This window comes from Acrocarpospora macrocephala, from assembly GCF_009687865.1.
Lineage (GTDB): Bacteria > Actinomycetota > Actinomycetes > Streptosporangiales > Streptosporangiaceae > Acrocarpospora > Acrocarpospora macrocephala.
The window spans coordinates 168,213-192,236 of the sequence record NZ_BLAE01000003.1; the positions used below are offsets into that span (position 1 = coordinate 168,213).

A 24,024-nucleotide genomic window follows, 5' to 3' on the forward strand; every position below is an offset into this window, starting at 1 on the left:
ATGGCTGCACAGAACGGATCCGCGAACGGCGCACATCCGGTGGCCGAACCGCCTCGGCACGACGCCAAGGTGATCACCGCGCTACGCCGGTTCGCCATCTCCATCACGGTCTTCAACATCCTGGGCTACACCTGGCTGGGCTTCGAGCAGCCGTACCTGTGGCCGTTCATCGCGCTGGCCACCGGCTACACGGTGGAGATCGTGCTGGAGATCATCGGCGCCCGGGTGGAGCGGCGTGCCCCGCGCTTCCGGGGCAACGGGGCCAAGGGAATGATGGAGTTCCTCTACCCGGCGCACATCACCAGCCTGGCGATGAACATGCTGATCTACGTCAACGACCGGGTGCTGGTGATGATCTTCGGCGTGATGGTCGCGGTCGGGGCCAAGTGGATCCTGCGGGCCCCGGTGCGGGGGCGGCTGCGCCACTTCATGAACCCGTCCAACTTCGGCATCACGATCATCCTGCTGGTCTTCCCGTGGGCCAGCATCGCGCCGCCGTACCACTTCACCGAGCACATCACCGGGGCGCTGGACTGGCTGCTCCCGCTGGGCATCGTCATGGCCGGGACCATGATCAACGCCATGCTGACCGGGCGGACGTACTTGATCATGGCCTGGCTCGGCGGGTTCGCCCTGCAGGCCCTGGTGCGCGGCGTGCTCCTCGACGTCAACATCCTCGGCGGCCTGGCCACCATGACGGGGGTCGCGTTCGTGCTGTTCACCAACTACATGATCACTGACCCGGGCACCAGCCCGTCCAAACCGGGGGCGCAGATCGCCTTCGGCGGCGGCGTGGCGCTGACCTACGGCGTGCTGACCGGCATGAGCATCCCGTATGGGATCTTCTTCGCCACCGCCATCGTCTGCCTGGTGCGCGGCGGCTTCCTGTGGTCCCTGCACTTCTCCGAGCGGTCCAGGGCCAAGCAGGAGGCGGCGGCGCTGGCCGCGGCCGAGGCCGCGCTGGCCAAGCCGGGCAGGGAGGTCGCGCCCGTATGACCAGGATCGCCATCGTCGGGATGGCCTGCCGTTACCCGGACGCGGACTCCCCGCGCGAGCTGTGGGAGAACGCCCTCGCCGGGCGCCGGGCCTTCCGGCGGCTGCCCGACCAGCGGATGCGGCAGGCCGACTACTGGGACGCCGACCCGGCCGCCCCGGACCGGTTCTACGCCCGCAACGCCGCGGTCATCGAGGGGTACGAATTCGACCGGATGGCGTACAAGATCGCCGGCAGCACCTACCGCTCCACCGACCTCACCCACTGGCTGGCCCTCGACACCGCCGCCAGGGCCCTCGCCGACGCGGGGTTCCCCGGCGCCGAGGGCCTGCCCAGGGAGCGCACCGGCGTGATCGTCGGCAACACGCTGACCGGGGAGTTCGCCCGGGCCAACGTGATGCGGCTGCGCTGGCCGTACGTGCGGCGGACCGCGGCGGCGACGCTGAAGGAGCACGGCTGGGACGACGCGAAAGTGGCCGCGTTCCTCAGAGATTACGAGACCGTCTACAAGGCGCCGTTCCCCGGCATCGACGAGGACAGCCTGGCCGGCGGCCTGGCCAACACCATCGCCGGGCGGATCTGCAACCACTTCGACCTGAAGGGCGGCGGCTACACCGTCGACGGCGCCTGCTCCTCCTCGCTGCTCTCGGTGGCGACGGCGTGCCGGTCGCTGGTCGACGGAGATGTGGACGTGGCCGTCGCGGGCGGCGTGGACCTGTCCATCGACCCGTTCGAGGTGATCGGCTTCGCCAAGACCGGGGCGCTGGCCAGGGGTGAGATGCGGCTGTACGACAAGGGCTCCAACGGCTTCTGGCCCGGCGAGGGCTGCGGGATCATCGTGCTGATGCGGGCGGCCGACGCCGAGGAGGCGGGCCGCCGGATCTACGCGACGATCGCTGGCTGGGGCATCTCCTCCGACGGCAAGGGCGGCATCACCCGGCCCGAGGTGGCCGGATACCAGCTGGCGCTGCGCCGGGCGTACGAGCGGGCCGGGTTCGGGATCGAGACCGTGCCCCTGTTCGAGGGGCACGGCACCGGCACCCAGGTGGGCGACAAGACCGAGCTCACCGCGCTGTCGCTGGCCCGCAGGTCGGCCGACCCGGATGCCGCGCCCGCGGCGATCAGCTCCATCAAGGGCATGATCGGGCACACCAAGGGCGCGGCCGGGGTGGCCGGGCTGATCAAGGCGGCGATGGCGGTGCACCAGCAGGTGCTGCCGCCGACCATCGGGTGCGTGGACCCGCACCCGGTGCTGGCCGAGGAGCCGGTCGCGCTGCGGGTGCTCCGCAAGGCGGAGGCCTGGCCGAGCGGCCAGCCGGTCAGGGCCGGGGTGACCGCGATGGGGTTCGGCGGGATCAACACCCACCTGGTGCTGGAGCGGTCGGGGGCGCGCAAGCGGGCCCCCTTCGATCCGCGCACCAAGGCGCTGGCGGCGTCCGCGCAGGACGCCGAGCTGCTGCTGGCGGACGCCGGATCGCTGGCGGAGCTGCGGGAACGGGTGGCCGAGCTGGTGGGCTTCGTGCCCGCTTTGTCGTACGCGCAGCTGGGCGACCTGGCCGCGGTCCTCCAGCGCGACCTGCGCGAACTGCCGTACCGGGCGGCCGTGATCGTGTCCTCGCCCGAGGACGCCGAGGCGCGGCTGCGCCGGATCCTGGAGGCGCTGGACGCGGGCGAGACCAGCCTCCTCGACGGGCGGGCCTTCCTCGGCCACGTGACCGGCATCGGCAGGGTCGGCTACCTCTTCCCCGGCCAGGGTTCCGGCCGGGGCCTCAGCGGCGGCGCGCTGCGCCGCCGGTTCGCCGAGGCCGACGAGGTGTACGCCAAGGCGGCCCTGCCCGCCGACGGAGACGTGGTCGCCACCGCAGTGGCTCAGCCCAGGATCGTCACCGGTTCGATGGCGGGCCTGCGGGCGCTGACCACGCTCGGCATGGAGGCCACCGTCGCCGTCGGGCACAGCCTGGGCGAGATCTCCGCCCTGCACTGGGCCGGGGCGATGGACGAGGAGACGCTGCTCAGCGTGGCCGCCGTGCGCGGCCAGACGATGACCGAGCACAGCTCGTCCGGCACGATGGCCGGTCTGGCCGCGTCCCCCGACGCCGCCCTCGACCTGATCGGGACCGACCCGGTGGTGATAGCGGGATACAACGGCCCCGAGCAGACGGTCGTCGCCGGAACCGCCGAAGCGGTCGAGGCGGTCGGCCGCAGGGCCGCCGCGGCCGGGGTGACCTGGACGCCGCTGCGGGTCTCGCACGCGTTCCACTCGCCGCTGGTCGCACCCGCCGCGGCCGCGTTCGCGGCGAAGCTGGACCGGGGCGCGTTCGGCCAGATCGGCGCCAGGATCGTGTCCACGGTCACCGGCGACGCGCTGGCCGCCGACACCGACATCCCCGCGCTGCTCCGGCTGCAGATCACCGAGCCGGTGCAGTTCGCGCAGGCCGTGGAGCTGGCGGCCAAGGACATCGACCTGTTCGTGGAGGTCGGGCCAGGCCGGGTGCTCAGCGGCCTGGCCACCGGCGTCACCGGCGTGCCCGCCGTGTCCATGGACACCGACGACGAGTCGCTGGCCGGGCTGCTGCGCGTGGTGGCCGCCGCCTACGTGACCGGAGTTCCGGTCACGCCCGAGGCGCTCTTCCACGGGCGGCTGGTCCGGCCGCTGGAGATCGGGCAGGAGTTCTCGTTCTTCGCCAGCCCGTGCGAGCAGGTCCCCGACGTGGACATCGCCGCCGCCCCGGTGCTCGCCGTCGCCACGGCGACAGTGGCGGCCGAGGCGGGCGAGTCCGTCGTCGACCTGCTCAGGAGGCTGGCCGCCGAACGGGCCGAACTGCCCGTGGAGATGGTCGCCCCCGGCAGCCACCTCCTCGACGACCTGCACCTCAGCTCCATCACCGTCGGCCAGATCGTCAACCAGGCCGCCCAGGCGCTCGGGGTGCCCCCGGCCACGGCGCCGATGAACTTCGCCACCTCGACCGTGAGCGAACTCGCCGAAGCCCTCGGCAGCCTCGCGGAAACCGGCGCCCCGGCGGCGCCACGCGAGATCGCGGGCGCGGCCGCCTGGGCGCGGCCGTTCGCCCTCGACCTCGACGAGACCCCGTTGCCCCCGATTACACCCAGGGTCCCCGGGGGCAACGGGCCCTGGCGAGCGTTCGCGCCGCAGGGCCACCCGTTCGCGGAGCACCTGCGCGAACAGCTGGAACAGGCCGGAGTCGGCGGCGGCATCCTGGTGTGCCTGCCGGAATCGTGCCAGGAGTCCGACCTGGCGGCGGCCCTGACCGGCGCCAAGGCCGCCGCCGTCTCGGCCCCCGGCACGCGATTCGTGCTGGTCCAGTCGGATCCGTACGGCGCCGCCGGGCTGGCCAAGACCCTCTCCCTGGAGGCGCCGCACCTGCGGGTGACGATCGTCCACATCCCGTACGGGCCGGACGCCGTCGCGAAGGTGGTCACCGAGGTGGCCGCCACCGACCGCTACGCCGAAGTCCACCTCGACGGCGTCCGCCGGGTGCCCACGCTGCGCGCGATGCCCGTCACCCCGGCGGTAACGCGACACCCGCTGACCGGCGAGGACGTGCTGCTGGTCACCGGCGGCGGCAAGGGCATCACCGCCGAGTGCGCGATCGCGGTCGCCGCCGACAGTGGGGCGAAGCTGGTCATCATGGGCAGGTCCGCGCCGGAGGGGGACGCGGAGCTGGCCGGAAACCTTCGGCGGATGAGCGACCTGGGACTTTCCGTCCGCTATGTGAGGGCGGACGTCACCGATCCCGCGCAAGTCGCGGCCGCCCTGGCCGAGCTCGGCCCGATCACCGCGATCCTGCACGGCGCGGGCCGCAACGAACCGGCCGGGCTGACCTCGCTGGACGCGGAGGCGTTCCGGCGCACCTTCGCCCCGAAGATCGATGGCCTGCGCGCCGTGCTGGCCGCCGTCGACCCCGACCGGCTGAAACTGCTGATCACCTTCGGCAGCATCATCGGCCGGGCCGGGCTGCGCGGCGAGGCGCACTACTCGACCGCCAACGAGTGGCTCCGCGCCCTGACCGAGCAGTTCGCCGCCGCGCATCCGGACTGCCGCACGCTCTGCATGGAGTGGTCGGTCTGGTCCGGCGTCGGCATGGGCGAACGGCTGGCCGTCGTCGAGTCACTGACCAGGGACGGCATCACCCCCGTCACCCCGGACCAGGGCGTCGAGATCATGCGGCGGCTGGTGTGCGACCCGGACGCGCCGGTGGTCACCGTGATCAGCGGCCGTACCGAGGGCATCGAGACCGTCCGCTACGACCGGCCCGAGCTGCCGCTGCTGCGGTTCGTGGACCGGCCGCTGATCCGCTACCACGGCGTCGAGCTGGTCACCGAGACCGAGCTCAGCGCCGGCAGCGACCTCTACCTGGCCGACCACCTGCTCGACGGCAACCTGCTGTTCCCCGCCGTGTTCGGGATGGAGGCGATGGCGCAGGTGGCCACCGCCGCCACCGGCTGGACGGCGACCCCGGTCATCGAGAACGCCGAGTTCCTGCGGCCGATCGTGGTCCCGCCCGACGGCGCCACCACCATCCGGGTGGCCGCCGCCGTCACCGGCGACGACCTGGTGGAGGTGGCCATCCGCAGCTCCGAGACGGGCTTCGCGGCCGACCACTTCCGGGCCCGGCTGCGCTTCACCGGCGCCGCCGTCCAGGACGGGCCGCCCGCCCAGGTCGCCGAGGGCCTGCCCGCCGTCCCGCTCGACCCGGCCACCGACCTGTACGGCGGCATCCTCTTCCAGGGCGAACGATTCCAGCGCCTGACCGGCTACCATCGGGCCGCCGCCCGGCACGTGGACGCCGACGTGGCCGCGATCGACGCGTCCGACTGGTTCGCCGCCTACCTGTCCGGCGAGCTGCTGCTCGGCGACCCGGGCATGCGCGACGCCCTGATGCACGGCAACCAGGTCTGCGTCCCGCACGCCACCCTGCTGCCCCAGGGCATCGACCGCGTGCACGCCACCCCGGCCTCCGGGCCGATGCGGTACAGCGCGGTCGAGCGGGAACGTGACGGCGACACGTATATATACGACATCGTCGTCCGGGACACGTCCGGGCGGCCGGTCGAACGCTGGGAAGGGCTGCGGCTGCGGGCCGTACGCAAGGGCGACGGCCGCGGTCCCTGGGCGCCCGCGCTGCTCGGGCCGTACGTCGAGCGCATGCTGGACGACCTGATCGGCGCGAACGTGGCCGTGGCGGTCGAACCCGGCGGTGAACGCCGCGCGGCGACGGCTTTGGCCGTCGGGCGCGCGTCCGGCGGACCCGTCGAGATCAGGTATCGCCCCGACGGGCGCCCTGAGATCGACGGCGGCACGATCTCCGCCGCGCACGGCGCCGGGCTCACGCTCGCCGTCCGCGCCGACGGTCCGCTCGGCTGCGACGTGGAATCGGTGGCGGAACGTTCCGCCGAGACCTGGGCCGGGCTGCTCGGCGGGCACGCCCCGCTCGCCGGCCTGGTCGCGGCCGAGACCGGCGACAGCGCGGACGCGGCCGGAACCCGGGTCTGGTCCGCACTCGAATGCCTGCAGAAGGCCGGGCTCACCCCGGCCGCGCCGCTCACCCTGGCCCGCGCGGGCCGGGATCCGTGGGTCGTGTTCGCGTCCGGATCACTCAGGATCGCCACCCTCGTCACCAGCGTGCGCGGCCGGCACGAGCCCGTGGTGCTGGCCGTGCTGGCCGAGGGGCGCTGACCGTGGGCAACTACTTCGAACACCTGCACACGGTCGGCTTCGAGGAGACCAACATCGTCGGCAACGTCTACTACGTCAACTACCTGCGCTGGCAGGGGCGTTGCCGGGAGATGTTCCTCAAGACCCACGCGCCGGACGTGCTCGGCGAGCTGCAGGACGACCTCAAGCTGTTCACGCTCAAGGTCGACTGCGAGTTCTACGCCGAGATCACCGCCTTCGACGAGCTGTCCATCCGGATGCGCCTCGTCGACCTGGCCCAGACCCAGCTCGAATTCAGCTTCGACTACGTCAAGCTCGACGCCCGGAACCTGGGCGTCGGCGAGACGCTGATCGCCCGCGGCCGGCAGCGGGTGGCGTGCATGCGGGGGCCCAACACCCGCACCGTGCCCGCCCGCGTGCCCGAGTCGCTGGTTCGAGCGCTCCAACCTTACGTGCCGTAGCCCCCGGGGGAATGACCATGGCAGACCAGAAGATCCTTCGCCGCGCCTTCGGGAGGTTCGCGACCGGCGTCACCGTGGTGACCGTCGGCGGGAACGCTCCGCACGGCATGACCGCCAACTCCTTCACCTCCGTCTCGCTGGACCCGCCGCTCGTGCTGATCTGCGTGGACCGCGGCGCGATCATGCACGGCATGCTGCCGGCCGCGGGCTCCTTCGGGGTGAACGTGCTCGCGGCCGACCAGGAGGCGCTGGCCAGGCACTTCGCCGACCGCTGGCGGGTGCCGGGCCAGGCCCAGTTCGCGGACGTGGACTGGTTCCCCGGCACGCTCACCGGCGCGCCCATGCTCAACGCCAGCATCGCCAGGTTCGAGTGCGAGGTCTGGCGGACGTACGACGGCGGCGACCACTCCATCTTCATCGGCAAGGTGCTCTCCCACGACGAGGAGGCCGAGGAAGCCCTGCTGTTCTTCAACGGCGGGTTCCGGCAGATCGAATTGAGCGCAGCGACATGAATGAGGTGAAGACATGACCGCGACAACCGGCGGGCGGTCCCGGGCGGTTCCGCCCGGGCCGCCCCGGCGGGCCGCCCCCGGCCTGTTCGTCAAACTGGCCACCGACCGGCTCGCCCTGATGCGAGCCGCCGCCGACCAGTACGGCGACGCCGTGAAGATCTCCATGGGCCCCAAGACCCTCTACTTCTTCAACCACCCCGACCACGCCAAACACGTGCTCGCCGACAACAGCGGCAACTACCACAAGGGCATCGGCCTGGTGCAGGCCAAACGCGCCCTCGGGGACGGCCTGCTGACCAGCGAGGGCGACCTGTGGCGCAAGCAGCGCAAGCTGATCCAGCCGGCCTTCCAGGCCAAGCGCATCGCCGCCCAGGCGGGCGTGGTCGCCGAGGAGGCCGCCGCGCTGGTCGAGCGGCTGCGGGCCGCGGCCGGGACCGGTCCCGTGAACGTGGTGGACGAGCTGACCGCGCTCACCCTGGGCGTCCTCGGCCGGACCCTGCTCGACGCCGACCTGGGCGTCTTCAGCGGGGTCGGGCACGCCTTCGAAGCGGTCCAGGACCAGGCCATGTTCGAGATGGTGTCGCTGGGCGCGGTCCCGATGTGGGTGCCGCTGCCCAAGCAGCTGCGGTTCCGGCAGGCGCGCAAGGAACTCCAGCACGTCGTGGACCGCCTCGTCGCGGAGCGCAGGACGCGCACCGGCGACTGGGGCGACGACGTGCTGTCCAAACTGATCCAGTCCACCGCCGAGGAGCCCGACCCGAAGGTCGGGCGGCAGCGCATGACCGACGAGCTGATCACGCTCCTTCTGGCCGGGCACGAGACCACGGCCAGCACCCTGGGCTGGACGTTCTACCTGCTGGACCGCGATCCCGAGGTGGCCGAGCGGCTGCACGCGGAGGCGGTGGAGGTGCTCGGCGACCGCCCGCCGGTCTACGAGGACCTGCACCGGCTGCGGTACACGTCCATGGTGATCGAGGAGGCGATGCGGCTCTACCCGCCGGTGTGGATCCTGACCCGGCAAGCGCTCGCCGACGACGAGGTGGGCGGCTATCACGTTCCAGCGGGGTCGGACGTGCTCGTGTGCCCGTACACGCTGCATCGGCATCCCGAGTTCTGGAACGAACCGGAGAAATTCGATCCGGAACGGTTCGATCCCGGCGTGCAGTCCGGCCGGCCGCGCTACGCCTACATCCCGTTCGGGGCCGGGCCGCGGTTCTGCGTGGGCAACAACCTGGGGATGATGGAGGCCGCGTTCGTGACCGCCTTGGTGGCCAGGGATCTGCGGCTGACCCGGGTGCCCGGCTACGAGGCCGTTCCTGAGCCGATGTTGTCGCTCCGGATGAAGGACGGCCTGCCTATGACCGTCGCACAACGCTAGGAGATGTGAGGGGCCACGGTCGTCCTTGACCGTGGCCTCGTCGTGCGTCCCCTGCTGTCACCCGGCTGATCTGAGCGCGACCTTGCGTACGTCGAGCAGTGCCATCAGAACGGGTGGGTCAAGGGGATGCGCCGGCCTGAGGTGCAGGTCGGCGGTCGTGATCCGGGTGTCGGGACCGATGGTGATCGGGCCGACCCCGGCGACCGACGGCGCGTGCGCTCGGCTGAAGGGGTCACCGATGATCTCCTCTTCCCCAGGGGAGACCGCGTGCGAGAGCAGATGCCAGGCGCCCGCGGGCACGTCCTCCAGCAGGTACGGGCCGGGGTTGTGCAACACCGTGCACCGCACCGGCCTGCCCTGGGGCACACAGGTGGGGAAGAGCCCGACGAAGATCAGCCCCAGCCTGGCCGTCGAGGGCGCCCAGACCTCGCCCTGGACGGTGGCTGACCTGATCTCCGTGCCGATCGAACGGCTGTCGGGCACGATGCGGGTGGCGAAGCCGCCGTACTGCCGGTAGGTGGTGGGGGCGATGCCCACGCTGCTCTTGAAGCGCGAGCTGAAGGTTCCCACGCTCGTGTAGCCGACCCGGTTGCTGATGTCGGCCACGCTCAGCGAGGTGGAGATGAGGAGCCGTTTGGCTTCCTGCAGGCGGAGGGCGGACAGGAACCGCCCGGGGGAGATCCCGGTGGCCTGGCGGAAGACGCGGGAGAAGTGGAACTTGCTGAACATCGCGGTGCGAGCCATGTCATCGACAGTCAACTGCTCGCTGAGATTCTCATGCATGGTCTGAATAACTCGTCCGACGGCTCTTTCGATGGCCTCTTCCATTGTTGCTTCCCCTTGGCCAAAAACGTCTTATGCGACTACACGTAGTCGGACGTTTGAAGATGTCACAGGTCCAATTATTCCCCACATGAATAGAGCTCGAATTCGCGCGCGTCCTCGGTGAATTCGGTTTCCTTCTTCGGGGCAGCCTCCATTCACGCGTCGATATGAGAGAGGTTGGGCGGTGCCTTCTGCGAATCACCGCACAGCGTTAAGAGACAATGGGTTGCCCGGTCCTGTCAACCTTTCAGATTCTGAACATGAAAGTTTCCGGGGGGCCTTGCCGTGAACATTCGCGGGGGGTGGCCGGGCCGATGCGAGAGGTAATCGCACGAGGCCATGGGCGTATTACGACCGGCGCTGGGCCGTCGATCAGCCGGGATTCTCCCGGCGCTGGAGCTCGGTCGCGAACTGGCCCCACGCCTCGGCGCAGTCGCGGGCCAGCCTCGCCACCGAGTCGGCGCAGTGCGGCGGCACGGCGTCGACCAGGTCCTGCCAGTCCCCGACGGCGATCGACCGGGAGTGCAGCAGCCGCAGCAGCTCGCGGCCCGGGTCGGTCAGCCGCAGGGACGGGTCCTTCCGCAGCGTCTGCAGGATGCTCGGGGAGTCCTTCGGCTCCGGGCGGGCCGGCGCCGGCGGTATCCTGGCCGGCTGGGTCAGGGCCGGGTCGTTGCCCCTGAGCAGACGATGACGCACGTCGTGGGCGGTGCCGAGGGAGACGCCCGCGGCCCTGGCGATCTCGCGGATGGACGCCTCGGGATTGGCCGCGATCACCTCGGAGGCCCGGCGCCGGCCCGCCCCGCCGTCCAGCGGGCGCAACCGCCCGTCCACGCCGAGCCGCTCGTTCGACCGCGGCGAGTCCGCACTCGAACGGCGGCGCACCGCGCCGACCGTCTTGGCGGCCAGCCCGGCGCAGGCGGCGATGGCACGATCGGAGAGCATCGGGTGCGAGGCGATGATGCGCTCCGCGGCCGCCTTCCGGTCCGCCAGCGAGAGCGGCAGCCCGTGGGCCACGTTCTCCTGGACGGCGCGGACGAACGCGTCCGCCTCGCTGCCGTCGAAGAAGCGCACCTCGATGGTGTCCTGGCCGCGCATCGCGGCGGCCCGCACCCGGTGCATGCCGTCGATCACGCGCATCGTCTGCCGGTGCACGAGGATCGGCGGGAGCGCGGTCTCCAGGCCCGCGAGCCGGATCAGATGATCGGCGTCCTCGCCCGCCAGCCGCGGCGAATCCGCAGGCCGGAGCGAAGCCAGCTGGACCAGGCAGGGTGCGTCGAGCCCGCCTGCCGGAGAATCAGGCGCACGTATCATCGGCCACCTCCACCGGCACGCGGCACACGTGACGGTTCCGAGTAGGACGGGTCCCCGGCCCCTCCCCACGGGGGGCTGATCTTTGCAAAATACCCCGGGCTCGCGCGCACCGGAACCCCGGGAGCCGCCGCGGTCTGAACGCTCGGTGAGGACGGCATTTCGGAAGATGCATCGCAATCGGTGCTGAAACGACGATGTGGGAGTTCGATCGCGCGCGTCCACATGCCGACTCCACGGTACAAACGGGAGTAACCTCATGCGATCCGACTTATCCCATCAAACCAACCAAAACATGACGCTAGAGGCGTTCGCCGACACGATCGTTCCCGGTGAGAAGCGGTTTCCGGACGACATCGCGGTGGCCGGCGCCTCCTCAGGCGGCGGCGCGGTCGCGGCCGGCGCGCTCGAACTCCTGGCCGACCCGGCCACCGGCATCGCCGACGACCTCGGCGCGTTCGCGGATCTGATCAACGAGCACGCCCGGGCGTACGCAGCCGAGCACGGCCTGACCCCCGACCCGGAGCTGCCGCCGCTGGTCGGCCTGTCCTTCGCCGACCGGACCGCGCTGATCCGGCACCTGACCTCGCCCACCCACCCGGAACGCGAGATCTGGATCCTGGTCGCCCTGTTCAGCAACATGGCCTTCGACACCGGGGCCCACCTGCACACCGTCGACGCGATGGCGGCCGGTCACCCGGGCCTGGCCGCGATGGGCTTCGCCCAGCCGGACGCCGACGGGCTGTGGCGGTTCCCGGACTACTCCTACGGCCGCGAGCTGGCACACCTCCATCCGGGCACGACCTCATCGGGGAGCCCCGCATGACAGAAAGTAACGGCACAGAACGTGTCGACGTGCTCATCGTCGGGAGCGGGTTCGGCGGCGCGATCGCGGCCTACCACCTGGCCGCCGGCGGGGCCAGCGTCCTGGTCCTGGAACGCGGGCCCTGGCTGGAGGGCGAGGACTTCGACCACGACTTCAAGCTCGGCTCCTCCTACACCCGGATCTTCGACTTCGTGGTCGGCGACGGCATGAGCCTGCTCGGCGGCAACTGCGTCGGCGGCGGCAGCGTGGTCTACTTCGCCGCGATGCCGCGCGCCCCCCGGTTCGTCTTCGACCGGCAGGGCTCGATCGGCCGCCGGATGTGGCCGGCCTCGGTGACCAGGGACACCCTCGACCCCTGGTACGACCGCGTCACCGAATCCCTCCCGGTCACCCGCCAGGACTGGAACGACGTCACCTACTCCGGCGGCCTGTTCGCCGCGGCCTGCGCGCACGCCGGGCGCACCGCCAACCCGGTGCCGGTGGCCATCGACGCGAGCAAGTGCACCAACTGCAACTGGATGATGGCGGGCTGCAGGTTCGACGCCAAACGGTCGCTGCTCTTCAACTACCTGCCCGCCGCGCTCGCGCACGGCGCCCGGATCCGGCCGATGCACGAGGTGCAGAAGCTCACCCGCAACACCGACGGCGGCTACCGGGTGCACTACAACGTCATCGACGACTCCGACTACCGGATCACCGCAGGGAGCGGCAGCATCGACGCCAAGATCGTCGTGCTGGCGGCCGGGGCCGGGGCCACGCCGGTGATCCTGCAGCGGTCCGAGCCGGACCTCGGGAAGATGCCGCACGCGGTCGGGCGGTACTTCTCCGGCAACGGGGAGCGGCTGAACACCGCGATACTCGACGAGGATCGGGTGCGCGACCTGCTCGGCCTGGCCAAACCGGACGGCGTGCCGTACGCGGCGTCCCAGGTCGGGAAGGGCCCGTGCGTGGCCAGCTGGGACCGTCTGGACGGCGCGCGGCCCGAGTACACCCGGTACTCGCTGGAGCAGCTCTACTTCCCGCCCGGGTTCGGCACCATCCTGGCGCAGGTCCCGGACGCGACCGGGCCGAGCTGGTTCGGGGCCGAGAAGAAGGAGATCGTCCGGCGCTGGCAGTCCTGGCTGACCATCTTCGCGATGACCGAAGACGACAACGAGGGCGTCTTCGGCCCGCCGCCGGCCACCGGGAACGCGATGCGGATCTCCCAGCAGATGCTCGGGCGCGGTCCCATCCGGTACGACCCGACTCCGAACACCCTGCGGGGCTGGGCGCTGGCCGACGCCGACGTGAAGGACATCATGGAGCGGGACGGCCTGTCCCGGGTGATGCCGTGGACCAACGACGTGGTCGGCGCGTACACCGTGCATCCGCTGGCGTCCTGCCGGATCGGCGACGACCCGGCCACCTCGGCCCTGGACGACCGGCACGAGTTGCGCGGCCATCCGGGCATCTTCGTCACCGACGGATCGGCGGTGCCGGGCGCGCTGACCGTCAACCCCGCGCTCACCATCGCCGCGCTGGCCGAGCGGGCCATGCCCGGCATCGTGGCGGCGGCCCGGGCGCGTGGCGTGAACGTGAGTTACGGCGCCCCCGCTCCGGACGGCGCCACCTCGGCGCGCAACGCGGTGCTCCCGCTGCTCGTCCGGGACTGAGCACAGCAGAAGACCGGGGGCAGCACTCACAGAGATGCGGCCCCCGGTCACGGATGGCAACGTCAAAAGAGACCACCCCACCGAAAGGCACGACAATGACCACTGCCCCATCCCGTGGCGCGGAACAGGCCCCCGGCAAGATCGTCGCCGCGTGGGCCAAGAACGACGGCGACGCCTTCGCGGCCGCCTGCACCGAGGACGCCAGCCTGATCCTGCCGGGCGTCTACCTGAAGAGCCGCGCGGAGATCCGCGACTTCATGACCGCCGCCTACACCGGCCCGTTCAAGGGGACCCGGGTGCACGGCGACCCGCTCAGCCTGCGCTACCTCAGCGACGACGTCGCCGTGATCGTCACCCAGGGCGGCGTGCTGCACCCGGGCGACGAGAAGGTCACCCCCGAGCGGGAGATCCGGGCGACCTGGGTGCTGACCAGGAAAGACGAGGGCTGGCTGATCGCCGCCTACCAGAACACCCCCACCGCGGCCTGACCGAATCCCGGAGATCACGATGCAGGAGAACAAGTGCCCCGTCGCCCTCGACCCGACCGGCCGTGACTTCCACGGGGAGGCGGCGCGGCTGCGCGCGCAGGGCCCGGCGACCCAGGTCGAGCTGCCCGGCGGCGTGGTGGTGTGGGACGTCAACAGCTACGCCGTGGCCAAGAAGCTGCTGGCCGACCCGCGGGTGACCAAGAGCGCCCGCAACCACTGGCCGGCGTTCTACACCGGGCAGGTCCCCCAGGACTGGGAGCTGATCAGCTGGGTGGCGATGGACAACATGGTCACCGCGTACGGCAAGAACCACCAGCGCCTGCGCAAGCTGGTCTCCAGGGCGTTCACCCCGCGCCGGTCCGAGGCCATCCGGCCGAGGATCGAGGAGCTGGTCGGCGAGCTGCTCGACGGGCTGGCCGCCGCCGCCCCCGGCGAGATCGTGGACCTGCGGGAACGGTTCGCCTACCCGCTGCCGGCCCGGCTGGTGGCGGACCTGATCGGCCTGCCGGAGGCGGCCCGCCGCAAGGCCAACGAGGTCATCGACATGATGGTGAACACCACCGTCACGCCGGAGGAGGCGCAGGCCACGCTGATGGGCTGGCGGATGGCGATGGAGGACCTGATCGCGGCCAAGCGGGCGACGCCCGGCGAGGACATGACCAGCGACCTGATCGCCGCCCAGGAGGAGGACGGCTCCCGCCTCAACGACGGCGAGCTGGCCGACACCATCTTCGCCATCCTGGGCGCGGGCTCGGAGACCACGATCAACTTCATGGACAACGCGGTCACCCTCCTGCTCACCCACCCCGAGCAGCGCGAGCTGCTCATGTCGGGCAAGGTCACCTGGACCGACATGATCGAGGAGACCCTCCGGGTGGAGTCGCCCCTCGGCCACCTGCCGCTCCGGTACGCGGTCGAGGACATCGACCTCGGCGACGGCGTGGTGATCCCGCAGGGCGACCCGATCCTGATCAACTACAGCGGCGCCGGGCGCGACCCGGCCCTGCACGGCGACTCGGCCGAGGCGTTCGACCTCACCCGCGAGAACAAGGAGCACATCTCGTTCGGGTACGGCGTGCACTACTGCCTCGGCGCCTCGCTGGCCCGCCTGCTGGCGACCATCGGCCTGACCCGGCTGTGGGAGCGGTTCCCCGACATGACCCTCGCGGTCGAGCCGGGCGAACTCCAGCCCCTGCCCACGTTCATCATGAACGGCCACCGCTCGCTGCCGGTCCGCCTCAGCCGCGTGCCCGCCACCGTTTAGGGAGTCCCAAGGTGCACACAACCGAGATACCCCAGCGCGCGGAGATGCTCCGCCGGGCCACCGACCTGGTCCCGCTGATCAGGGACCGCGCCCCCGGCGCCGAGCACCTGCGGCGGATGGACGACGACGTGATCAACGCGCTGATCGAGACCGGCATCCTGAAGATGCGGGTCCCGGTCCGCTACGGCGGCTTCGAGTCCGACACCCGCAGCCTGGTCGACGTCGGCATCCAGCTCGGCCGGGGCGACGGCGCGGTCGGGTTCACCGTCGCGCTCTGGTGGATCACCTCCTGGATCGTCGGCCTGTTCCCCGACCCGGTCCAGGACGAGGTCTGGGGCAGCGACCCCGACGTCCTGGTCTGCGGCACCCTCGCCCCGACCGGGATGGCGGCCGCCGTGGACGGCGGCATCCTGGTCAACGGCCGGTGGGCGTTCAACAGCGGCGCCGCGCACAGCCAGTGGAAGATGCTGTCCGCGGTGCTGACCACCCCGGACGGCGGCGGCGAGCCGGTCATGGCACTGGTGCCGATCAAGGACATCCAGGTCGTGGACGACTGGCACGTGGCCGGGCTGCGCGCCACCGGCAGCGTGTCGATGGTGGCCGACAACCTGTTCATCCCGCAGGACCGGGTGATCGCCATCGCGCCGCTGATGATGCAGCAGTACGCGTCCAAGCTCAACGCGGACCGGCCGATCTACCGGTGCCCGATGATCCCGGCCGCGTCCGCGTCCACGATCGGCAAGGTGGCCGGGCTGATGATGAACGCCAGGGAGGCGTTCTTCGAGCGGCTGCCCGGCCGGGGCATCACCTACTCCGGCTACGGCGACCAACGGGAGGCCCCGCGCACCCACCACCAGGTGGCCGAGGCCGCGATGAAGATCGACGAGGCCGAGTTCCACGCCTACCGGCTGGCCGACCTGGTCGACGCCAAGTGCGCCAATGGCGAGACCTGGTCGGTGACCGAGCGGGCGCTGGCCCGGGTCGCGATGGGCCGGGTCTGCCAGCTGGCCCACGACGCCATCGGCATCTACAACACGGCGAGCGGCGGTTCCTCGATCTTCGAGTCGGTCCCGATCCAGCGGATCGTCCGGGACATGGAAGCGATCAACCTGCACGCCCTGAACCACCCGAACACCAACATGGAGCTGTACGGCCGGGTGCTCTGCGGCCTCGAGCCCGACAGCCCCTACCTGTAGAGACCGGAACGACGAGAGTCCAGACCCGCCGGTGTGGGTCTGGACTCTCGCCGTTCGGGGATTTCCAGGCGTGGCTTCAGCTGTACGCCCTCGCTTGCAGGGCGAACAGTTCGGAGTAGAGGCCGCCGGAGGCGGCCAGGTCGGCATGGGACCCGGATTCGACGACCCGGCCGTCCCGCACGACGATGATCAGGTCGGCCATCCGGACGGTGGAGAAACGATGCGACACGAACAGCGTGATGGCGCCGGTGGCCGCGCTGACCCGCCTGGCCTGCTCGGCGTACTGCTCGAACAGGGCGTGCTCGGCCTGCGGGTCCAGCGCCGAGGTGGGTTCGTCGAGCACCAGCAGCAACGGCGCGGACCGCATCAGCGCCCGGCCGAGCGCCAGCTTCTGCCACTGGCCGCCGGACAGCTCGGCGCCGTCGGCGTAGGTCTTGCCCAGCTGCGTGCGCAGCCCGTCGTCCAGCTGCTCCAGCACGTCGTCGGCCTGGGCGCGGGAGAGCGCCGCCAGGATCGCGGCCTCGTCGCCGGCCCGGGGCAGGTCGCCCACGCCGACGGTCTCCCCGGCGGGGAACTCGTAGCGGATGAAGTCCTGGAATCCGGCCGCGACCCGTTCCCGCCAGGCGGGCATCGGGACCCGGCTCAGGTCGACGCCGTCGGCCAGGACCTGGCCGCGGGTCGGCTGGTAGAACCCGCACAGCAGTTTGACCAGGGTGGTCTTGCCCGCGCCGTTCTCGCCGACGATGGCGACCGTGCTCCCGGCGGGCAGCTTGAGGTTCACCTCGCCCAGCACCGGGGTCCCGGTGCCGGGGTAGGTGAACGACACGTCCCGCAGGGTGATCCCGTCGCGCAGCCGGTCGGGCGGCGACTGATCGGGCCGGCTCGGTCCGGTCGCGGTGACGACCTCGGTGAGCCCGGCCAGCCTGCGGTACGCGGCGGCCATGCGCTGCAGGTCCTGCAGCAGCGTGACGGCGGTGGTGACCTGCTGGTTCACCTGCGCGGCGAGCGCGATGACGAGCACCACGTCGCCGACGCCCCGCCGCCCGGTGATCGCGTCCCTGACCACCAGGAGGACCGCGCCGACGTAGGCCAGCGCGAAGACGATCTGCCCGGCCGCGCGCACCCAGGTCGCGGCCAGCTGCGCGCGGACCAGGCCGCGCGTGGCGGTCGCCCACAGCGTGCGGTGCCGTCCGCGCAGCTCGCCGGCCAGCCGGAACACCCGCAGCTCGCCCGCGAGCCTGGCCGAGGTGGTCAGGTGGAACAGGTTGAGCGCGACCCGGGTGGGTTCGGCGGTGCCGGTTCTGGCCCGGTCGCTGATCCGCTCGGCGATCCGGCCGGTCAGCAGCGGCGGGAAGGCGGCCAGCGGGAGCAGCAGCAGCCACGGGTTGACCTTGGCCAGCAGCACGGCGGTGAGCGCGACGGCCAGCAGCAGGCCGGCGCTGGTGAGCAGGGCCTCCAGGCCGACCCGGAACTGGCGGGCCTCGCGCTGCAGCACGGTGAGGGTGTCGGCGTGCTCGGGCCGCTCGTGGTGCTCGATCCCGGCCGAGCCGTTGGAGAGCGTGATGAGCTGCTCGGCGAAGTCGAGCTCGGCCAGCTCGGAGAGTTCGAAGTAGGCCAGGTGGGCGAAGTGCCCGAAGGTGAGGGCGGCGACGGCGAGCGCGGCCACGCTCACCCCGGCCCAGGCCGCGGCGGCGGTGTCGCCCGCGATGACCGCGCCGGTCATCCAGGCCAGGGCGGCGGCGAGGGCGGGGGCGGCCACCGCGCCGGACACCATCAGGATCACCGAGACGACCGTCTTGCGGCGGTCCATCCGCCAGGCCGTCGTGATCATCTTCAGCGCGCCGATCCGCAGGTCTCTCATGCCGGGACCTCGCTGCCGGTGAACCGGTCGGCCTGCAGCCGGAACAGGGTGGCGTAGCGGCCCTCGCGCGCCAGCAGGTGTTCGTGGGTGCCCTGCTCGACGATCCGGCCGTGTTCCAGGACGACGATCAGGTCGGCCTGGCGGACGGTGGAGAAGCGGTGCGAGATGAGCAGCGTGGTCGCGCCCTGGGTGAGGTCGGCGAAGGTGTCGAAGAACTGGGCTTCGGCGCGCACGTCGAGGCTGGCCGTGGGTTCGTCCAGGACGACGATGGGGGAGCCGTGGCGCAGCGCGAACAGCGCCCGGGCCAGCGCGACGCGCTGCCACTGGCCGCCGGACAGGTCGGTGCCGCCGGTCAGGTGGCGGGCCAGCGGGGTGTCCAGGCCGAGGGGGAGCGCGTCCAGGGTCTCGGTGAGGCCGACCGCCTCGGCCGCCGCCCGGATGCCGGCACGGTCGTCCATGGCGGCCACCGCGCCGAAGGCGATGTTGTCGGCGGCGGGGGCCTCGTACTTGGCGTAGTCCTGGAAGATCACGCCCAGTTTGGCGCGCCACACTTCGATCGGGTAGCTGGCGATGTCCACGCCGTCGGCGCGGATGGTGCCCGAGGTCGGCTCGTACAGGCGGGCCAGGAGCTTGACCAGGGTGGTCTTGCCCGCGCCGTTGAGGCCGACGATCGCGGTGCAGCGGCCGACCGGGAAGGTCAGGTTCAGGTTCTCGAAGATCGGGCGGCTCTGGCCCGGGTAGCGGAAGGTGACGTCGTCGAACTGGATCGTCCAGACCGGGTCCGGGATGCGGGACGGCGGCCACGGTTTCGACGCCGGTGCCGGCGGCGTCTCGATCCTGCGGGTGAAACGCAGGACCCGCTCGTAGGCCTCCATGCCGACCGCCGTCTGGAGGTCCGCCTCCGGGTAGTACTCCGACAGCCGGAGCGCGCCCAGGCAGGCCTGCATCACCAGGATGAACTGGGTGAGGGTGAGGGTTCCCGCCGCTCCCGCCGCGCCGAACACGGCCGCCATCACGGCGAGCGTCCACAGCGCGAACCCGACGAACGGCCACAGGTAGACGCGGCGGCGTTCGGCCCACATGGGTTTCAGCCAGGCCAGGTAGGACTCCCGCAGGCGGTCCCGCAACCAGCCGGCCAGGCCGAAGACGCGGATCTCCTTGCCCGCGGCGGGCTGGATGGCCAGGTCGCGGAAGTAGTCGCCCTTACGTTCCGCCGGGCCCAGGGCGAAGCGGACCTTGACGTACTTGCGGAGGCCGCCGCGCTGGCCGTACCGGAACAGGAGCACGGCGACGGCGAGGCCCGCGGCGGCGAGCCAGGAGAACATGACGCCGACCACGACCGCGTAGCCGGTCAGCTGGGTGTAGCGGGCCAGCAGGGCGAGCAGCCCGGCGCAGGCCTGGCCGGGGCTCTGCACGCCGAACTCCAGCTCGCGGGCCGCCGTCCGGAGGGCGTCCACCGACTCCTGGTCCTCCAGCGGCGCGATGCCCTCGCTGCGCAGCGCGGCGGCCATCAGCTCGTCGTAGATCTGCCCGTCGATCCGGCGGGCCAGCAGCTCGCTCAGCGTGGACTGCAGCGGCGCGACGACCTGCTGCCCCACGAACGCCGCCGCGGCCACCACGAACACGGCGACCAGCGAGTCCCACGCGGCCGAATCCAGCCCATCCTGTACGGCCGCCGGCACCCGGCCCAGCACCACGCTGGTGGCCACCACGAACACCACGGGCAGCAGGCCGAGCACCAGATTGACCAGAGCCAGCAGCGGGACGAGCCCGCCGCCGCCGCGCGGCACCTGCCGGGCGATGAGCCACCGGGCCGCGAGCAGCTCACGCGGCTTGGACACCACGCGCATGCCACCTCCAGTTCTCCGACGTCACATGTACAGACCAGACACTCGCCCAAAACTCATCGGCCGCACTCAAAGATCAGGTAGGGACAACCACGGGAAGGATGATTACGGTGGGATCTGACAGTCTTGGCCGCCGGAGCAAGGAGTGTCAGATGGCAGATCGTGAGGGTGACTTCACCCGCCTGGCCGATCCCTTCCGGCGCGAGCTGCTGGCGCACTGTTACGGCATCCTCGGCTCGGTGGACGAGGCCGAGGACCTGGTCCAGGAGACCTATCTGCGGGCGTGGCGGGCCTACGAGCAGTTCGAAGGGCGCTCGTCGATCCGTACCTGGCTGTACCGGATCGCCACCAACGCCTGCCTGACCGCGGTGGAGCAGCGCAACCGGCGGCCGATGCCCACGGGGCTCGGCGGGCCCTGTGAGGACCCGGAACGGCTGCCTCCGGCCCAGCCGGAGATCCCCTGGCTCCAGCCGCTGCCGGACGCGCTGCTGCGCCCTGAGAGCGAGGACCCGGCCGCGATCGTCAACTCCCGCCAGACCGTGCGGCTGGCGATGGCCGCGGCGCTCCAGCACCTGCCGCCCCGGCAGCGCGCGGTGCTGCTGCTGCGCGACGTCTTCGAGTGGCGGGCCAACGAGGTGGCCGAGCTGCTGGGCACCACCACGGCCGCGGTCAACAGCATGCTGCAGCGGGCCAGGGCCCAGCTGGGCGAGGTCTCGGCCGACGACGACTACACCGAGCCGGCCAGGAGGGACCAGCGGGAGCTGCTGGACCGGTGGGCCGCCGCGATGGAGACGGCCGACGTGGCCGCGCTGATGCGGCTGCTCGAGGAGGACGCGGTCTGGGAGATGCCGCCGTTCGCGGCCTGGTTCAGTGGGCGCGAGGCGATCGGGCGGCTGATCGCCTCCCAGTGCCCGGCCGGTCCCGGCGACACGGTCATGGTGCCCACCCGGGCCAACGGGCAGCCCGCGTTCGCCTTCTACCTCCGCCAGGACGCCCAGGTGCACCGCGCCTACGCCATGCACGTGATGAGCCTGCGCAAGGGTTACGTCCACCGGGTGTCCGTTTTCTTCTCTCCCGAGCTGTTCGGCTCTTTTGGCCTGCCGATGGAGTACGCGGCGACCGGCTGAGCCCTCCGGACGGCAATTCAAAAGATGCGTCGCGGCCCTGTCCAGCCGACGATGAATAGGCGATGCCCGAAATGTCATGGCCTATTCTGGAAGGTGGCAGGAAATGCGTCCTTTTCGCATTGAAATCCCGCAGGCCGATCTGGACGACCTGCACGACCGGCTGGCCAGGACCCGATGGCCCGCCGAGCCGCCCGGCGAGGGGTGGAGCCGCGGCGTCCCGCTCGCCTACCTCAAGGAACTGGCCGAGTACTGGCGGACCGGCTTCGACTGGCGCGCCGCCGAGGCGGCGCTGAACGAGCACCCCCAGTTCGTCACCGAGATCGACGGCGCCAACGTGCACTTCGTGCACGTGCGCTCGCCCGAACCCGACGCCATCCCGCTGATCATCACGCACGGCTGGCCGGGCTCGATCGCCGAGTTCATGGACGTGATCGGCCCGCTCACCGACCCCCGCGCGCACGGCGGCGACCCGTCCGAGGCCTTCCACGTGGTCATCCCGTCCCTGCCGGGCTTCAGCCTGTCCGGCCCGATCGCCGACACCGGCTGGGACTCCTGGCGGATCGCCCGCGCCTGGGCGGAGCTGATGCGCAGCCTCGGCTACCAGCGTTACGTCGCCCAGGGCTCCGACTGGGGCATGATGATCTCCTTCCAGCTGGCCCAGGTGGCCCCGGAGAACGTCATCGGCGTGCACGTGAACATGCTGGTCACCTTCCCCTCCGGCGACCCGGCCGACATGGCCGCGCTCACGCCTACAGAGCTGGCGGGGCTCGGCCGGCTGCTCAACTTCGACCAGGAGCTGTCGGCCTACTTCAAGCTCCAGGCGACCCGCCCGAACACGCTCGGGTACGCGCTGACCGACTCGCCCGTCGGCCAGCTCGCCTGGATCGCTGAAAGATTCATGGACTGGACCGACGCGGAGAAGGCCCCCGAGGACGCCGTGGACCGGGACCAGATGCTCACCAACGTCTCCCTCTACTGGTTCACCCGCACCGCCCTCTCCTCCAGCTCGCTCTACTACGAGAGCACCGACCGGACCGCCCAGAACGTGGCCGCCGGGTTCGGCGGCCCGTGGCCGGTCACCATGCCGGTCGGCGTGGCCGTCTTCGCCGGTGACGCCACCGCCCCGATCAGGGCCTGGGCGGACCGGATCGTCCCCACCATCACCCACTGGAGCGAGCTCCCGCGCGGCGGCCACTTCGGCGCGATGGAGGAGCCCGACCTGTACGTGGGCGACGTCCGCGCCTTCGGCCGGTCCCTGCGCGCCTGAACGTTTCATCCGCCGGCCCGGGGGCGCCCCCGGCCCGGCAGGCTCGCGGCGGTGAATTCCGGCGCGAATTCCACGACCGCGTAATTAGCGCGGGGCGCGTTTTCCAGGCACCCCGGAAAACGCCACGCATCGTTATTCGCACCCATTTAGGAGGCCCGGGTGAAACACGCCCAAGCGCCAGCCCAGGAAGAGCTCGTACGGCGCGCGGCGGAGCTGGTTCCCCTGCTCCAGGCGAACGCGCTCGCCACCGAGGACGGCCGGCTGCTGACGCCCGACTCGCTCGACGCGCTCCGCGACTCCGGCGTCTTCCGGATGCGCGTCCCCGCCCGCTACGGCGGCTACGAGAGCGACGCCCGCACGATGGTCCGGGTGGCCACCGAACTCGGCCGGGGCGACGGCTCCACCTCGTGGACCGCGTCCGTCTGGTGGATCACGTCGTGGATGGCCGCCATGTTCCCCGACGAGGTCCAGGACGAGGTCTTCGACTCCCCGGACACCCGCCTGTGCGGCACGCTCAGCCCGACCGGCATGGCCGTACGGCGGAACGGCGGCGCCGTCCTGAACGGCAAGTGGGGCTTCATGAGCGGCGCCCGCCACAGCCAGTGGCAGGTGATCGTCGCGGTCACGCCCACCGCCGACGGCGGCCACGAGCCCATCATGGCCCTGGTCCCGCTGTCCGACCTGCAGATCGTGGACGACTGGTTCACCTCGGGTCTGCGCGGCACCGGCAGCATCACCACGATCGCCCAGGACGTGTTCATCCCCGAGGAGCGCATCCTCTCGATGGGCGCCATCCTGCACGAGCAGTACGCCTCCAAGCTCAACGCCGACAGCGCGATCTACCGCAACCCGCTGCTCCCGGTGGCCTCGGCCTCCTCGGTCGGCACCGTGGTCGGCATGGCCAAGGGCGCCTGGGACGCGTTCTTCCGGCGGCTGCCCGAGCGGCACATCACCTACACCGCCTACACCAGCCAGAAGGACGCCCCGCTCACCCACTTCCAGGTGGCGGAGGCGGCGCTGCTGATCGACGAGGCCGAGTTCCACGCCCTGCGCCTGGCCGGGCAGGTGGACGAGAAGTCCGGGACGCAGTGGACGGCCGAGGAGCGGGCCCGCGCCCGCGCCGACATGGGCGCGGTCTGCGACCTGGCCAAGCGTGCGGTGGACCTGCTCACCACGGCGAGCGGCGGCTCGTCCATCTACAGCGACGTGCCGATGCAGCGGATCCAGCGCGACATGCAGGCGGTCAACCTGCACGCGCTCATGCATCCGGACACCAATCGGGAGCTCTACGGCCGCATCCTGTGCGGGATGCCGCCCAACACCTTCTACCTCTAGAGGAGC

Annotated in this window: 17 protein-coding genes; 13 read left to right on the plus strand and 4 right to left on the minus strand. The window is 71.4% G+C overall.

The genetic code is table 11. The annotated features are described in order from the left end of the window. From Amac_RS00730 to Amac_RS00750, 5 genes are read left to right on the plus strand one after another with little or no spacing between them, the layout of a single operon-like run. On the plus strand, window positions 1-996 hold the full coding sequence (locus Amac_RS00730) for an enediyne biosynthesis protein (protein ID WP_155352292.1): 996 nt from the start codon (window positions 1-3) through the stop codon (window positions 994-996). Further along, window positions 993-6,692: a type I polyketide synthase gene (locus Amac_RS00735; RefSeq protein ID WP_155352293.1), complete on the plus strand. Its 5,700-nt coding sequence runs from the start codon at window positions 993-995 to the stop codon at window positions 6,690-6,692. Before Amac_RS00730 ends, Amac_RS00735 begins: the two co-directional genes overlap by 4 nt. 2 nt (window positions 6,693-6,694) lie before the next feature. After that, window positions 6,695-7,132 (plus strand): acyl-CoA thioesterase, encoded by a 438-nt coding sequence (locus tag Amac_RS00740; RefSeq protein WP_155352294.1) that lies wholly within the window; start codon window positions 6,695-6,697, stop codon window positions 7,130-7,132. 17 nt (window positions 7,133-7,149) lie between these two features. Beyond that, a complete protein-coding gene (locus tag Amac_RS00745; RefSeq protein WP_246267996.1) occupies window positions 7,150-7,644 on the plus strand; it encodes a flavin reductase family protein in 495 nt (164 codons plus the stop codon). Between the two features lie 13 nt (window positions 7,645-7,657). Next, window positions 7,658-9,022, plus strand: a complete 1,365-nt coding sequence (locus tag Amac_RS00750; RefSeq protein ID WP_155352296.1) for a cytochrome P450 — start codon at window positions 7,658-7,660, stop codon at window positions 9,020-9,022. Between the two features lie 57 nt (window positions 9,023-9,079). Here Amac_RS00750 and Amac_RS00755 read toward each other — a convergent pair whose 3' ends face one another. Next, entirely contained in the window at window positions 9,080-9,850 is a 771-nt protein-coding gene (locus Amac_RS00755; protein ID WP_155352297.1) for a helix-turn-helix domain-containing protein, read from the minus strand. A gap of 369 nt (window positions 9,851-10,219) precedes the next feature. Then, window positions 10,220-11,158 (minus strand): ParB/RepB/Spo0J family partition protein, encoded by a 939-nt coding sequence (locus tag Amac_RS00760; protein WP_155352298.1) that lies wholly within the window; start codon window positions 11,156-11,158, stop codon window positions 10,220-10,222. Between the two features lie 292 nt (window positions 11,159-11,450). Between Amac_RS00760 and Amac_RS00765 the strand changes: the two genes are divergently transcribed. From Amac_RS00765 to Amac_RS00785, 5 genes are all read left to right on the plus strand, one after another. After that, a complete protein-coding gene (locus tag Amac_RS00765; RefSeq protein ID WP_174900125.1) occupies window positions 11,451-11,981 on the plus strand; it encodes a DUF5987 family protein in 531 nt (176 codons plus the stop codon). Next, window positions 11,978-13,633, plus strand: a complete 1,656-nt coding sequence (locus Amac_RS00770) for a GMC family oxidoreductase N-terminal domain-containing protein (protein WP_155352300.1) — start codon at window positions 11,978-11,980, stop codon at window positions 13,631-13,633. The genes Amac_RS00765 and Amac_RS00770 overlap by 4 nt, the downstream gene beginning before the upstream one ends. 95 nt (window positions 13,634-13,728) lie before the next feature. Then, entirely contained in the window at window positions 13,729-14,121 is a 393-nt protein-coding gene (locus Amac_RS00775; RefSeq protein ID WP_155352301.1) for an SgcJ/EcaC family oxidoreductase, read from the plus strand. 19 nt (window positions 14,122-14,140) lie between these two features. Further along, window positions 14,141-15,385 (plus strand): cytochrome P450 family protein, encoded by a 1,245-nt coding sequence (locus Amac_RS00780; RefSeq protein ID WP_155352302.1) that lies wholly within the window; start codon window positions 14,141-14,143, stop codon window positions 15,383-15,385. Window positions 15,386-15,396: 11 nt separating this feature from the next. Then, window positions 15,397-16,581, plus strand: a complete 1,185-nt coding sequence (locus tag Amac_RS00785) for an acyl-CoA dehydrogenase family protein (protein WP_155352303.1) — start codon at window positions 15,397-15,399, stop codon at window positions 16,579-16,581. Window positions 16,582-16,657: 76 nt separating this feature from the next. Here the strand turns inward: Amac_RS00785 and Amac_RS00790 are convergent, their stop codons facing one another. Both Amac_RS00790 and Amac_RS00795 read right to left on the minus strand, forming a co-directional pair. After that, window positions 16,658-18,442, minus strand: coding sequence for an ABC transporter ATP-binding protein (locus Amac_RS00790; RefSeq protein WP_155352304.1), 1,785 nt, complete (start codon window positions 18,440-18,442; stop codon window positions 16,658-16,660). Continuing rightward, on the minus strand, window positions 18,439-20,292 hold the full coding sequence (locus tag Amac_RS00795; protein WP_155352305.1) for an ABC transporter ATP-binding protein: 1,854 nt from the start codon (window positions 20,290-20,292) through the stop codon (window positions 18,439-18,441). The genes Amac_RS00790 and Amac_RS00795 overlap by 4 nt, the downstream gene beginning before the upstream one ends. A gap of 149 nt (window positions 20,293-20,441) precedes the next feature. Between Amac_RS00795 and Amac_RS00800 the strand changes: the two genes are divergently transcribed. The 3 genes from Amac_RS00800 (at window position 20,442) to Amac_RS00810 (ending at window position 24,018) form a co-directional block, all read left to right on the plus strand. After that, a complete protein-coding gene (locus Amac_RS00800) occupies window positions 20,442-21,416 on the plus strand; it encodes a sigma-70 family RNA polymerase sigma factor (protein ID WP_155352306.1) in 975 nt (324 codons plus the stop codon). Between the two features lie 103 nt (window positions 21,417-21,519). After that, a complete protein-coding gene (locus Amac_RS00805) occupies window positions 21,520-22,683 on the plus strand; it encodes an epoxide hydrolase family protein (protein ID WP_155352307.1) in 1,164 nt (387 codons plus the stop codon). 159 nt (window positions 22,684-22,842) lie between these two features. Beyond that, entirely contained in the window at window positions 22,843-24,018 is a 1,176-nt protein-coding gene (locus tag Amac_RS00810; RefSeq protein ID WP_155352308.1) for an acyl-CoA dehydrogenase family protein, read from the plus strand. The last annotated feature ends 6 nt before the right edge of the window (window positions 24,019-24,024 follow it).